Source organism: Paenibacillus sp. Z3-2 (assembly GCF_054161325.1).
Genome location: NZ_CP096397.1, coordinates 6138720 through 6151904, shown reverse-complemented (window position 1 = coordinate 6151904; position 13185 = coordinate 6138720). Strand labels below are relative to the sequence as shown.

12 protein-coding genes are annotated in these 13185 nt (G+C 47.2%); 4 read left to right on the top strand and 8 right to left on the bottom strand.

Translation table 11 applies throughout. The features are described from left to right. Positions 1-113 precede the first annotated feature (113 nt). Positions 114-614 (bottom strand): hypothetical protein, encoded by a 501-nt coding sequence (locus M1D71_RS27430; RefSeq protein WP_036667859.1) that lies wholly within the window; start codon positions 612-614, stop codon positions 114-116. Between the two features lie 206 nt (positions 615-820). Further along, on the bottom strand, positions 821-1846 hold the full coding sequence (locus M1D71_RS27425) for an AraC family transcriptional regulator (RefSeq protein WP_458124442.1): 1026 nt from the start codon (positions 1844-1846) through the stop codon (positions 821-823). Between the two features lie 132 nt (positions 1847-1978). Between M1D71_RS27425 and M1D71_RS27420 the strand changes: the two genes are divergently transcribed. Continuing rightward, complete coding sequence (locus M1D71_RS27420) at positions 1979-2560, top strand: NAD(P)H-dependent oxidoreductase (protein ID WP_458124441.1); 582 nt, start codon at positions 1979-1981, stop codon at positions 2558-2560. Positions 2561-2669: 109 nt separating this feature from the next. Here the strand turns inward: M1D71_RS27420 and M1D71_RS27415 are convergent, their stop codons facing one another. Continuing rightward, on the bottom strand, positions 2670-3671 hold the full coding sequence (locus tag M1D71_RS27415; protein ID WP_458124440.1) for a cation diffusion facilitator family transporter: 1002 nt from the start codon (positions 3669-3671) through the stop codon (positions 2670-2672). A 989-nt stretch (positions 3672-4660) separates the two neighbouring features. Between M1D71_RS27415 and M1D71_RS27410 the strand changes: the two genes are divergently transcribed. Further along, positions 4661-5026 carry a glyoxalase superfamily protein gene (locus M1D71_RS27410; protein ID WP_458124439.1) on the top strand — a complete coding sequence of 122 codons (366 nt, stop codon included), beginning with the start codon at positions 4661-4663 and terminating at the stop codon, positions 5024-5026. Between the two features lie 10 nt (positions 5027-5036). Continuing rightward, positions 5037-5459: a cupin domain-containing protein gene (locus tag M1D71_RS27405; protein WP_458124438.1), complete on the top strand. Its 423-nt coding sequence runs from the start codon at positions 5037-5039 to the stop codon at positions 5457-5459. A 48-nt stretch (positions 5460-5507) separates the two neighbouring features. Here M1D71_RS27405 and M1D71_RS27400 read toward each other — a convergent pair whose 3' ends face one another. The 5 genes from M1D71_RS27400 to M1D71_RS27380 all read right to left on the bottom strand — a co-directional run bounded on the left by M1D71_RS27400 (position 5508) and on the right by M1D71_RS27380 (position 9958). Then, positions 5508-6227 (bottom strand): 3-ketoacyl-ACP reductase, encoded by a 720-nt coding sequence (locus tag M1D71_RS27400; RefSeq protein WP_458124437.1) that lies wholly within the window; start codon positions 6225-6227, stop codon positions 5508-5510. A 77-nt stretch (positions 6228-6304) separates the two neighbouring features. Continuing rightward, on the bottom strand, positions 6305-7204 hold the full coding sequence (locus M1D71_RS27395) for a DUF4097 family beta strand repeat-containing protein (RefSeq protein ID WP_458124436.1): 900 nt from the start codon (positions 7202-7204) through the stop codon (positions 6305-6307). Then, entirely contained in the window at positions 7201-7794 is a 594-nt protein-coding gene (locus tag M1D71_RS27390) for an HAAS signaling domain-containing protein (RefSeq protein WP_458124435.1), read from the bottom strand. The genes M1D71_RS27395 and M1D71_RS27390 overlap by 4 nt, the downstream gene beginning before the upstream one ends. Next, positions 7794-8117: a PadR family transcriptional regulator gene (locus M1D71_RS27385; protein ID WP_458124434.1), complete on the bottom strand. Its 324-nt coding sequence runs from the start codon at positions 8115-8117 to the stop codon at positions 7794-7796. The genes M1D71_RS27390 and M1D71_RS27385 overlap by 1 nt, the downstream gene beginning before the upstream one ends. Before the next feature lie 296 nt (positions 8118-8413). Further along, a complete protein-coding gene (locus tag M1D71_RS27380) occupies positions 8414-9958 on the bottom strand; it encodes an FAD-dependent oxidoreductase (protein ID WP_458124433.1) in 1545 nt (514 codons plus the stop codon). 369 nt (positions 9959-10327) lie between these two features. Here M1D71_RS27380 and M1D71_RS27375 point away from each other — a divergent pair, with 369 nt between their 5' ends. Continuing rightward, positions 10328-13150: a glycoside hydrolase family 3 C-terminal domain-containing protein gene (locus M1D71_RS27375; RefSeq protein WP_458124432.1), complete on the top strand. Its 2823-nt coding sequence runs from the start codon at positions 10328-10330 to the stop codon at positions 13148-13150. Positions 13151-13185 lie beyond the last annotated feature (35 nt).

Here is a 13185-nt window from a genome sequence, read left to right as displayed (position 1 = left end):
TCGCCTTTATCAACGGATTTTCCCATTCTAGATGGGATTCAGAAAAATCCGGGGATAACAGCGATCCGAAGTTGTTCTGTCACCGCAGTGATTAAGTGGAAACGAATAATGGGTTACATGCGCTTTTTGCGACCCACCATGATCCACGCCCCACCCATAATCAGCACAATGGCCACGAACGGTTGGATAAAGCTCAAGCTGCTCAGCATCGTGCCAATCGACATCACGGCGAAGAACAGTAGCGATATAACCGTTAGAATGTTAATGGGGATTAGCAACCATTTGTTCCGACCACCGAACCAGTACAATTCGAACAAGCCAACAGCTACAGCCAGAATGAAGCCCGGCCACATCGTACTCCAGTTATTAAACAGCATGGCGATCTGACACACGATACCAACGGTGAGCAGCAACCCACCAGGAACCAGCAGCCCAACCCCTCTGCCAATCATGGAGAAGTACAACCAGTGGAAGAACAGCCCAAGTGGAATCACGAATAACGTGGGCCAGAAGGTCGCGAAGATCGTACCCGGACCGAGTGAACCTCCCTGGTTGAGAATCAAGTACACGCCCAGCAAAATGAGAACAGGCGCAAGGATCGTACGTTTAGCCATAATATCTCTCCTTCTCAATACAAGATCAAAATTTCCGAACGTTGTAGAAATATTGCTTTCGTTACTCACAGCATACCATGAACTGGAAAAGTCTATCCTCCGTCTTTAGAGTTAAAGTAAGCCTAGACTAAAGTCTAGGTTCGGAATATAAACAATCAGTGTGCAGTTATGATCCCAATCATGACAGTAGGTGGGGATTATTTTCTTTACCTGTTTGGGTTCGCACGGTATTGCCCTGGGGTCTGTCCGGTCCATTTTTTGAAAGCATTTTGAAACGCACTTTGTTCTGAGAAATGTAAGGCATAGGCAATATCACCCAAAGAATAGGTCCCTTTACGTAAATATCGCAATGCAAGTTCTTTACGCACCTGTACGGATATCTCATGATACGTTGTCCCTTCTTCACGCAATCGGCTCTGAAGTGTACGAGTGCTCACATCCAGATGCTCTGCGGTATGGTGTAATGTGGGAAAGAAGGAAGGGAGGCTCTCGGTCATCCACCTACTCACTTTTCCGGAGTATGTATTGGACGAGTAAAGATTATCTCTGCTTTCCTGTGCCATGGTTTCAAACACCTTCAGCATTCTTGTATCCGAATATAGTACAGGCTGATGCAGGATATCTTTATGCATGCGCAGGAACGTATGAGTGCCCCCGAATCGGGGGGTGATTCCGAACATGTTCACATAAGGAGATAGATCATTCGAAGGTTCGGGCACTTCATGACTGAATTGGATTTCGTTTAACTCCACCCGACAATTTGCTAGTTTTCTAATCAAGTAGAGCAGTGATACAGCCATATCCTCCACACAATGACGGGACATCTCCTTCTCCAAATTCTGTAAAGCGAATTGAAGGATTAAGTCCTGGCCGTTTATTTCCCAGTTTAAATTAAATCCACTGTATAGAATAATGTTATATCGTTGATAGGCATCCAGTGCATCTCCAATGGTCCTGGAATGCATCATGACATAACCAGGAAGACCCAGGTCTGCGAAGTCCAGTAGTTGTCCCTGGTTCAATCCAAAATACATATCATCGGAGTATGCCGCAGCATACTGCATGATACGTTCCAGTTCTTCAATCGGCATTCGTGCTTCTGGATTCTGCATGATAGCAGGATCTAACTTGGCGTACTTGAAAAACGATTCAGAGTCGAACCCTTTATTCACCAACGTTTTCAAAATCGGATACAACATAGAGATGGATACCCCATGGTCTTGGTTGTTCATATGTCCCCCATTTGCGCGAATCAGCAATTTTTAGGCATCGTTGATCATTTGTTTATAACTACCTTCACTTTATACTTTGGATATGCCTGCTTCTTCGGCTTTTATAACCTTATTATACAGGAGGTACGATGCATGGAATCAAATATTCTGGTGATTAACGGCCATCCTGATCCGCAAAGTTATTGTAAAGCACTGTCGGAAGCCTATATGTTAGGGGCGCGGAATTCAGGCAACTCTGTTGAACTGATTGATTTGAGCAGTATTCAGTTCAACCCTAATCTTCACTATGGCTATCGCCAGCGTACCGAGTTAGAGGAGGATTTGGTAAGAGCTCAAGAACAGATTCAGTGGGCCAACCACCTGGTGTTTGTATATCCGACGTGGTGGGGAGTGATGCCTGCTATTTTAAAGGGATTCATTGATCGAGTGTTTTTACCTGGATTTGCGATGAATTACCGGGAAGGCTCTATCTTATGGGACAAATTGTTGAAGGGAAAGTCCGCCCATATTATTGTGACCATGGATACACCACGGTGGTACAACCGCTGGGTATATCGACATGCCGGACATCGGGTCATGAAATATAACATTCTTAAATTTTGCGGTGTATCGCCAGTTCGTGTGTCCGAGATTAGCCCTATCAAGAGCTCCACCGAAGCTTTTCGTCTGAAATGGAAGAATAAACTGATGGAGATGGGGAGGAGGCAAGGTTAGCACGGTAATGTCCTTAACCGCATTACTTACTAACATACAAAGAACCCACTAGGTTAAGAGTGGGTTTTGTCTGTCTTCCTTTTTATAAAAGGACACAGTTCATTATTCATCACTTCATCACACTCGAACGTTTCTTGCCCCAGCTGTTCACGCCGTCATCCTCAATAATGGAGATGGCTGCGTCAGCGATGTCGGGGTTCGTCATCAGCTTCTCCTGAATACGGAACTTGATGTCATCCGCATCAGCCAGGCTGAGTCCTTTGGTCAGTTCAATCAGACCTTCCACATGATAATAACGGCCTTCCTGAATGATACGCATCATCTGAATATCGGCAACGTGTGTGTCTGCCAGAATGGTCTGGGACACTTTGTCCTCAATATCCTGCGGAGCCGCTACACCAATCAATCCGATCATATTATCATAACCGACACGGAAGGCTACAGCGATCATCAAGCATCCAATAATCGTCGTTACAATACCATCAAGCAATGCAAAATTGGTTAAGGCAATGACCACGACGGAGATCAAGGCTAGAAGGGCACCAAGTACAGCCACAACATCTTCGTAGAATACGAGACGGGTTGGCGGTGCAGCACGGCCTACGTTTTTGATGGCAGCGGGGACCAAGGCAAATCCGGCGGCTTTGGGTGCGCGTGCTTCTTTGAGGATTTCCTTCATAGCTTTGATCAGAATGGCCCCGTCGATCAGAATGTTCAAGATGAGCACACCGATGTTAATCCAGAGGCCCCCGGAATGACCAGCAGGATGCTGGAGCAGGTGTATACCTTCATGGATGGTTTCATAGGCCATAATCGTCACGACAATCACGGCGATCATACAGAAAATGTTGATGACCCGTCCGAATCCGGTCGGGAAGCGGCGTGTAGGTTTTTTCTCGGACAACACACTTCCGACAAAGACAAACCCTTGGTTAATGGCATCAGCGAGTGAGTGCATCGCCGAAGCGAACATGGCACCACTGCCACTGAATAGGAAAGCCCCTCCTTTGCATACGGCAAGTACGGCATTCCCTGCCATCGCTACGGCGGAGGATGTATTGCCCTTTTTGACGAGAGACAGAAAGCTCTCAGACTTTGGTTGTTCAGCCACTCGTATGTCCCTCCCAGATCAATGTATTAGGTGTAGAAAAGGCAATCTTATCTATATAGCATGTGCATTTCCACTAAATGTTATTATAACCGCTTTGACATATCCCATCATTATGCAAAAAAGGTCATATCATCATGTGTATCTCAGTACTGAATGGCCTCCATGGCACGTAAGTTCCGAACGCTCGAATGCGTCAAGCTGCTCCTCCGTCACGCCTTCAAACTCGCGATATGCGTTGAGCAGCTCCCGGCTTTACTCATACTGTACCTTTTACTCCAGCAATTCATCCAATTCATCCAGCAATTCATATATACGCTGTTCTGGCATCCAATTCCCCCCGTATGAGCTATTGAGATAATATGCTGGGTGATATGCGGCAAACTGTGCCTAATTTCACCTCATATTATAGTTATAATCCAGAAAAGCACACAAGAAACTAGAGTCTTGTCTCACAGGCTCCGATGGTCTCATCATTCAAAGGCGGTTGTTGCATAACCAGCACAGCTAGTTACATCCACAGCTCCATCTACCAACTGCTCCTAACAACAAACAAAGCGTGAGCAACAGGGGCAATCCCTGTAACCCACGCTAATTATTTATCTACTATATAAGAGTATATATCCTCTTTAATCAAACTTCCAGCAGGACAGACTAAGGTTGCCATACTGATACGCTTTGAACAGGAGTGATGCCCGTTTATTCCGATGCCCTGAATGGTAATGGGATGGTAATCGGACGGTCATGTATATAAGGAGAATTCATTGAAAACACCACCTATTGAGGAATAAGTTGATGATATCGTCTCTTGATTAAGTTCACTAATATGAAGTAAATATTCTTATTGGTGAACAACATTTATCATGGTTTCATTGTAGGGTCAATACTTTCTTTGTATGATGAATATATGTTATGTATAAGAAACCTTGAAAGCAGTTGATAGAAGATTCGCTGAAGATGAATTATATTCTATTCCCGAGGACGTGATCAGGATGTTAAAGAGTATCGTGCCTATTCTGAGGATATTTGATGAAAACAAGGCCAGAGAATTTTACCTTGAATACCTGGGGTTCCAATTGGATTGGGAACATCGATTTGAGCAAGATATGCCCTTATATATGCAGGTTTCGCTCGATTCTATCGTGATTCATTTATCCGAACATCATGGAGATTGTACACCTGGAGCCGCCTTACGTGTGGAGACGGATAACCTGGATGCATTACATGGTGCGCTTCATCAGAAAGAGTACAAACATGCGCGGCCCGGTATAGAGGAGACGCCTTGGAATTCAAGGGAGCTGACCGTAACGGATCCATTCGGCAATCGGATTATATTTGTTGAGGCATGCGTCGAATAAATGGAGGTTTTTGCCATCAATCAATAGAAGGGGAGGGACGCGATATGGATATTGGCTGGGCTATTCGTACGATCCGCCGGAGCAACGGATGAACGTGGTGCGTAAGAACGAGCGCAAGGAAACGACGGCGGGAAGCGGACAGATCAAAGTACAGCAGCTCACAGCCAAAGGTGCGATGCGTATGTCCATCGTGGAGTTACCTCCAGGTGCATCGACAGGGGTTAGCAAACATGCAGGAGAGGAGAGCCATCTGGTCTTGCAGGGTAAGATTCGTGCGGAGCAATGCGAAGATGTGGAAGTTCTCGAAGCGGGTGATTCGTTCACCTGGAATGCGATAGTCCCCCATGAAGTGACCAATATCGGTGAGGAGCCTGCGGTGGTGCTCATTGCGGTGTCCAAGGAATTGGGTCTGGATCATCTATGGAATACATAAAAAGGAGGGAACATATGCCCCCTCCCACCTTTATCTATCTCATGCGGTCTATTGCGGATTGGTCGTCCAGATGCCTGCGGCTTTGACGAACACACGGTCGGACAGCTTGAGCGTTGCCAGTGCAAGTTCAGCCACATCTTCTGCTTGCATCATGCGATCTTCGTCCCCGATTTTCAGTCCGGCATTGGTTGCAAGCTCCGTATTGACTGTACTTGGTGTCAGCGCCGTTACACGAATGTTGGACTTGCGTACTTCCTGCATTAGAGATTCGGTCATGCCGAGTAGCGCAAACTTGGATGCGCAGTATGCCGAACCTGTAGCGAACCCTCGCTCACCTGCAGTGGAAGCAATATTGATAATGCTGCCGCTACTTTCCTTGATCATGCTTGGAAGCACAGCACGTGTGACGTAATATGTACCCATAACGTTAACATGCAAGATGCGTTCCCACTCTTCTGGGTCCATATCCAACAATGTGCCGAAGCTTGCGATGCCTGCATTATTGATCAGGATATCCACCGCGCCGAGTTCCATCTCGATGGCTGCTACAGCGGCTTCCGCCTGTGTACGATCCGATATATCTGCTACAGCACTGGTTACTTTCACGCCGTATTCTTGACTAAGAGATTGTTGAAGAGCCTGAAGATCGGCAGCGGTACGTGCAATAAGTCCAAGGTGCACACCTTCTTTGGCAAGTGCCTCAGCAATCGCACGGCCGATACCTTTACCAGCACCTGTGATGATAGCTGTTTTATTTTTAAGTTCCATGTGGGTAACTCCTCCTTAGAATTGGACTGGCATCTGATTATACTATATTACCCACAGTTCGGAAAATTGCTTCATCACTATTTGGTAATCTCGATGCTCCCGGAAGAGGTACGGGCTTTGATTAATTCTCGGCTCACCATCGGGGATTCAGGTACATCTACACTTCCGGAAGTAGCCTTAGCGTCATAGATTCCGTCAAAATCAGGTGCAGCTTGAATGAAAATATCTCCTGATGTTCCGGATGCATTAATCGGGGCAGAATGGGACTGCTCAATATGGATGCTTCCCGAAGTGAATTGAACATCGGCTGCGCCGTTTAATTCAGTGATCTCAATATCACCTGATTTGATCTCGCTGTTTACATGACCTACAACCTGATCAGCCGTGAGGCTTCCCGATGTCTGTTTCACGGTCATGTCTCCATCAATCATGGAAGCGGTAATGTCACCTGAAGTTAGAGCCAACTCAATATGGGGTACCTTGATGTTTTCCAGACGAATGGAACCTGAGGTGTTGTTCAGCTCAAGCTGATTGGCGCTCAGACCTGTCAGATCCCAGTCACTGGAGGAAGAATCCAGCATAACCTCATTTAATTGGTGTCCCTCGGGCAGGGCCACAGTTATTATGGAATCTCGATCATTCCAGTTCAGGGTGAAAAACTGCAATCGTTCACGTTCTGTCTGAGACAGTTGGAATGTGCCGTTGGATAAGGTCGCTTGTTCGAAGCTTTTAACTGCGGCAGGGTCCCATTTGCCATCCACTTCGATATAACCGTTCGAATCCGGGCTTACGACAAATTCGATATCCGCACTGAAGTTAGCATTCATAACAATGTTCTGCAATTCATCCTCTTTGAAATCCCATCGTTTGGAGTAATTCTCCCGCTCATCTCCGAATTGAACTCCATAGATCGATGTACCGAGCAAACCGATTCCAATACATATCACGGCCAAAGCAATCCATTTTTTGGTACTCATGCGGAAACATCTCCTTTCATCATGTTTTTATTCCATCTAATGTATTGAAGAGTGACGATTTTGAAGGCTTTATAAACGGACTTGGATGCGATGGCAAAACAAATGCCGACACCGAAAGCGCCAATCGCAACGAAGATCTCTGCTTTATAGAGTTGGCTCAGGAATACGAAATCCACAACCGCTGCCACAGGAGCCAATACCAGCAAGGACAGGCTGGCAATGACAAGCCATACTGACCACATCACGAGACCAAGTGGGATCCCTAGAATCAGATTAAGAAACAACAGGCCGACGGCTGTGAAAAAGTTGCGAGTGGCTCTGGTGCTGTTTCTGGGTGGCCGCATTTCTTGATACGTTGGTGCATAGAACGCATCTGAACCCGGTGTATGGATGTCATACCGATCACCGAGTGCTTCCTTGGCGATCTCTTCCGGCTGTCCGAGTTCCCGGGCGATCTCCTCTTCCAGTCGGCCTTCTCTTAATCCGAGCTCGAAATGTTGATCATAGTCGGCGAGCAACTCAGCCCGTTCAAATGGGTCCATCGGCCGAAGATGAACTTCCATGGCTTTCATAAATTGTTGTCTATTCATTAGGGGGTTCCTTCCTCAATCAGATTTGCGACATTGCGCACAAATTCATTCCATTCTGTCGTCAGTGCCGTCATGTAGTCGCGACCTGTACCGGACAGTCGGTAATACTTGCGCGGCGGTCCTTCAGTTGATTCTTGCAGATAGGTGGTGCAGTACCCGTCATTTACAAGCCGTCGAAGCAAGGGATACAGTGCACCTTCAGCAACTTCAATATGTTTGGAGACCGCCTGAGCCAGTTCGTAGCCATACCGATCCTGGCGGTTAATTAATACCAGGACGCACAGCTCCAATACTCCTTTTTTGAACTGGATGTTCACATTCACACAGGTTCCTCCTTAGTAGCTTCATTTATCACTAGTGTGTATTGTTCAGTAGTAGTGAATTCATCATAGCATTCAGTAGTGTTTAATGCAAGGTAGTGATTTTAAAATAGTCCCATGTCACGATTTATCCCATAACTACTCGTTTAATGTTGATGCGCAGCCGAAACGGTTTGTTTAGCTATAATTCAGCATACGCAAAAACCGGATCGGTTACTTCCGTCTGGAGGCGGATTCCGATCCGGTCTGTGAGATGACTTTTTGTATCAGCGGTTTACAGATTAATCCCTAAGTGTCGGTTAATCCTGAGCGTCCAGAACTTTAAGGTCTTCCACAGCAGGGCCCTCAATGACATGGCCTGCATAATTGTAGCGGGAACCATGGCATGGGCAATCCCATGAACGCTCCCCCTCGTTCCATTCGACTTCACACCCCAGATGAGTACAGGTGGTATCCACCAGAAACAGTTTGCCACTGGTGTCCTTGTAGGCGCCAGCCCGTTTGCCATTATGTCGAACGACAGCTCCTTCGTCTTCACCAATATCGCTAACATTTTTGTGAACAATGTCTACTTTACCAGAGATTAATTCCTTGGCTACATTGGCGTTCTCCACAATAAAGTTCTTCATGCCAGGATCTGCCTTGAATCTTGCTGGATCAAATACTTCAGCATGCGGATTGTCACGTCCGGTGATGCGATCTGCGAGAATATGACCGGCCATTGTACCAGTCGTCATGCCCCATTTGGCAAATCCAGTCGCGACATAGACGCGTTCATGTCTTCCAGTAATCGGTCCGATGTAGGGCACCTTGTCAATGGAGATCAGATCCTGGGCTGACCAGCGATAAGGAATGTTGCGAATACCGAATGTCTCCGCCGCGAACTGCTCCAGGCGTTCATAATGATCGAAGGTGGAGATACCTTGTCCGGTTTTGTGGTTTTCGCTTCCAAAGAGGATATGTTCCTTCCCGTCATATATAACAGAACGCAAGGAACGATACGGTTTATCATCAGAGACGTACATGCCGCCGGCATAAGGTTTCTCAGGTTCGACTAATACGGCATAAGAGCGGTCGGCATGCAATCGGGTGAAATAGAATCCAGGATCATAGACGGGAAAATGAGAAGCCACGACCACATGATCCGCTGTTACAGAAGGTCCATTGCTATAGGTTCTTACATGCAGTGAAGTATCTTCCTCTACATCGGTAACTGTCGTATACTCGTAGATCTGTACCCCGTGCTTTACAGCTGAATCGAGCAAGTAGTGCAGATAGGCCAGTGGATCAAATCGTGCCTGACCCGGCATACGAATGCCAGCTCTGGCTGGAACCGGAATAGGGAGGGGATCTACCCACTCGCCAGGGATATTCAGTTTGCCATAGGCAGTCAGTTCGACCTCCAGTTTTTTGAGATTCTCTTCGGATTGAATATAGACATAGGCATCTTCATCCGCCCACTGACAATCAATCTGTTTTTCCTTGACCAGATTGCGCATCCACTTGGCAGCTTGAGCATTGCCTTCATAGTACATCCGAGCCTGTTCGTGTCCGAAGTGATGCATAATCTCATCGAATATGACGCCGTGCTGTGCTGATACCTTGGCAGTCGTATGACCAGTTGTACCATCTAATACTTTTCCCGCCTCCAGCACGACGACACGCATACCCGTCTGTGCCAGCAAATAGGCTGTAGTAATACCGGCAATGCCTGCACCAATGATGGCCACATCAGCGGTAATATCTTCTGTCAGTTTCGGATAGCTATCGAATTCATGTGTAGCACGCCACAGTGATTCCGGGACCGGGGGCAGACCCGTCTTGGGCTGCTGATTGTCACTCATTTTTTTTCCTCCTTGATTATCTTCAATCTATCGAAATGGGATGTTGTTCAGCGAAAGTCGTCATACTCTTATTCATGATTGCCAGACTATTCCAGAAAAAAACGATACTCTTCAGATTTTGCAGGGGGATGTTCACAATTTCCTGTGATGCACCTCTGTTTTTTTTGTTAAACATGCTATATGATAAGATTTCCGAAACCGTTTTAGGTATATGAAAAAAAAGAGGTTACACAGCTATAAATGCTTATTATAAAAGGATTAATTTCCACATTGGAAGAACGAATACAGCCGAAATTATACGCGTTTTTTTGCTAAGATATGTATTCGCTATCATTCCAACCAACTACCGATCACCAAAGGAGATTCCATATGACGACCAACCAAACGAAATATCCGTTTCAAGATACAGCACTAGAGTTAGACACCCGGGTGAAGGACCTTGTATCCCGCTTGACTGAAGATGAAAAAATTGAATCCATGCTTCAATATCAGCCGGCAGTAGAACGCTTGGGTGTGCCTGCATACAAACATGGTACAGAAGCAGCACACGGTCTGGCCTGGCTTGGAGAAGCAACATCTTTCCCGCAACCGGTGGGGCTAGCCTGCACATGGGATGCGGATCTGATGAAGGAGATTGGTTCCGTGCTCGGAGACGAGGCACGTGTATTTTACAAACGCAATCCGGCAGTGAACGGTCTTACGCTGTGGGCACCTACAGTGGATATGGAACGTGACCCGCGTTGGGGACGGAATGAAGAGGCTTATGGTGAAGATCCGGAACTGACAGCCGAGCTGACGACAGCATTGGTCAAAGGAATTCAGGGCGACCATCCGAAGTATTACAAAGCGGTCGCTACCTTGAAGCATTTCCTCGCTAACAATAACGAAGTGGACCGCGGAAGCGGTTCGTCCAGCATCGATCCGCGCAATATGCGTGAATATTATCTGAAAGCATTCGAGAAGCCGTTTAAGGAAGGCGGCGCACAATCCATGATGACTGCGTACAACTCCATTAACGGTACGCCAGCATTGTTGCATCCATTTGTGAACGAGATTGTCAAAGGCGAATGGGGCATGGATGGCTTCGTTGTCAGTGACGCAGGCGATGTGATGGGCATTAAGAACGATCATAAATACTATGATTCCCACACACCGGGTACCGTAGAATCTGTAAAGGCTGGAATTGATAGCATCACCGATGATGCTGATCTGTCCAAGCAGGCGCTGCGTGAAGGATTGGAACAAGGCACACTCACGATGGATGACATCGACAAGGCGTTGTTCAATACGTTCCGTGTGCGTTTCCGTCTGGGCGAGTTTGATCCGGAAGAGGGCAATCCTTACGCTGCTATTGGTGAAGAATCCATGATGACGGAGAAAGCGAAAGAATTGTCCCTCAGAGCCGCGAGAGAACAAGTGGTATTGCTCAAAAACGACAAAGGCACACTTCCGATGGACAAAACAAAAGCAGGTAAAGTGGTTGTGATTGGTCAACTGGGTGGAACGGTCTATCGTGACTGGTATGCAGGCACCATGCCGTATAACGTATCCCCGCTTGAAGCGATCCGTGGCAAAGTAGGCAGCGACAAGGTTGCGTTCAAGGATGGCAATGATCGCATTACTTTAACTTCCGTAGCCAATGGGAAGAAGATTGGACTGGCGGAAGGTGAGAAATCACCTGTTATTGCATCGGGAGAAGCGGAGACGTTTATGGTGTCCGATTGGGGCTTCGGAAGTTATACCTTGCAGGCCGAAAGCAACGGCAAATATCTGACGACAGATGAAGAGGCCGTAACAGCATCCGCAAATGAAGTGTACGGCTGGTCTGTGAAAGAAGTATTCCACCTGTTGCCACAAGAGGATGGCAGTGTAGGTCTGACCACATGGAATGGCAAAACGGTGACTGCACCTAATGGTGGAAACGATGCATTCGCAGTGTCTGAAGATCTGAAAACCTTCGGTGCCACAGAGACATTCAAGCAGGATATTATTGTGAATGGACTTGAGGAAGCGGTAGCAGCTGCCAAGGCTGCAGAAACGGCGATTGTCTTTGTGGGTAACAATCCGCTTGTAAATGGTAAAGAAGAGATTGACCGTCCAAGTCTGGATCTGGCCGAATCCCAGCAACGTCTGGTTGAGGCGGTCTATGCCGCGAACCCGAATACGGTTGTGGTCATTGTGGGGAGTTATCCGTTTACATCCAATTGGGTTCAGGAGAACATCCCGGCTGTACTGTATACTTCGCACGCAGGACAGGAACTGGGTAACGCAGTGGCTGACGTACTCTATGGCGACTATGCACCAGCAGGCCGTCTGAACATGACGTGGGTCCAATCGGCAGATCAACTGACGGACATCAAGGATTACGATATCATTCAATCCGGTCGGACGTATCAATATTTTGAAGGCAATGTATTGTATCCGTTTGGACATGGTCTGACGTATGCGACGTTTAAATACAGCAATTTGGAACTTAGCCCAGCTCAAGTGGGCACAGAGGGCAATGTTACGGTAACTGTAGATGTAACCAATACCGGTTCAATTGCCAGTGACGAAGTTGTACAATTGTACGTTCGTGCAGGCAAATCCCGGGTGAAACGTCCCCTCAAAACGTTAAAGGGATTCCGTCGTCTTCATATCGAATCCGGAGCTACAGCGACAGTCAGCTTCACCTTGCCTGTGCAAGAACTGGCCATCTGGGATGTGACTCGTGATCGGTATGTCGTGGAAAGTGGGATATACTCCATCATGGTTGCCAAGTCATCCTCTGATGTTCAGCTGGTTGCAGACCTGACAGTAGAAGGAGAGACAATCCCTGCTCGTAATCTGAGTGTTGCAACTCGTGCTGAGAATTATGACGCTTATCTGGGTGTTGACCTGGATGAGAGCAAAGAGGGCGGAAGTGCTGTCCGTGTAGTTGGAGAGCAAGGATGGATTGCGTTCAACGACGCAGATCTGGGTGTCGGTGCAACCGCGATTGAAGCTCGTGTATCAGCGGAACAAGCAGGCGCTGTGTTGGAAGTGCGACTCGGCTCTCCGGAAGGTACGCTCGCAGGACGTGTGGAACTGGCACAGGGCGAAGCCCAACAGTGGTCTACCGTGAAGGCGGAACTTATGGGTGCAGCAGGTACGCAGGATGTATACATTCTGCTGTCCGCAGGCGTACGCATCAGTCACTTCGAGATTCGTTAAGTCAAATAGCTAATGAAGAAGCCTCCGAATACATT

What these genes read in the sequence shown, in the direction of transcription:
- M1D71_RS27430 (WP_036667859.1), bottom strand. Translation starts at nt 614, where the DNA reads ATGGCTAAACGTACGATCCTTGCGCCTGTTCTCATTTTGCTGGGCGTG.
- M1D71_RS27425 (WP_458124442.1), bottom strand. Translation starts at nt 1,846, where the DNA reads ATGAACAACCAAGACCATGGGGTATCCATCTCTATGTTGTATCCGATT.
- M1D71_RS27420 (WP_458124441.1), top strand. Translation starts at nt 1,979, where the DNA reads ATGGAATCAAATATTCTGGTGATTAACGGCCATCCTGATCCGCAAAGT.
- M1D71_RS27410 (WP_458124439.1), top strand. Translation starts at nt 4,661, where the DNA reads ATGTTAAAGAGTATCGTGCCTATTCTGAGGATATTTGATGAAAACAAG.
- M1D71_RS27400 (WP_458124437.1), bottom strand. Translation starts at nt 6,227, where the DNA reads ATGGAACTTAAAAATAAAACAGCTATCATCACAGGTGCTGGTAAAGGT.
- M1D71_RS27395 (WP_458124436.1), bottom strand. Translation starts at nt 7,204, where the DNA reads ATGAGTACCAAAAAATGGATTGCTTTGGCCGTGATATGTATTGGAATC.
- M1D71_RS27390 (WP_458124435.1), bottom strand. Translation starts at nt 7,794, where the DNA reads ATGAATAGACAACAATTTATGAAAGCCATGGAAGTTCATCTTCGGCCG.
- M1D71_RS27380 (WP_458124433.1), bottom strand. Translation starts at nt 9,958, where the DNA reads ATGAGTGACAATCAGCAGCCCAAGACGGGTCTGCCCCCGGTCCCGGAA.
- M1D71_RS27375 (WP_458124432.1), top strand. Translation starts at nt 10,328, where the DNA reads ATGACGACCAACCAAACGAAATATCCGTTTCAAGATACAGCACTAGAG.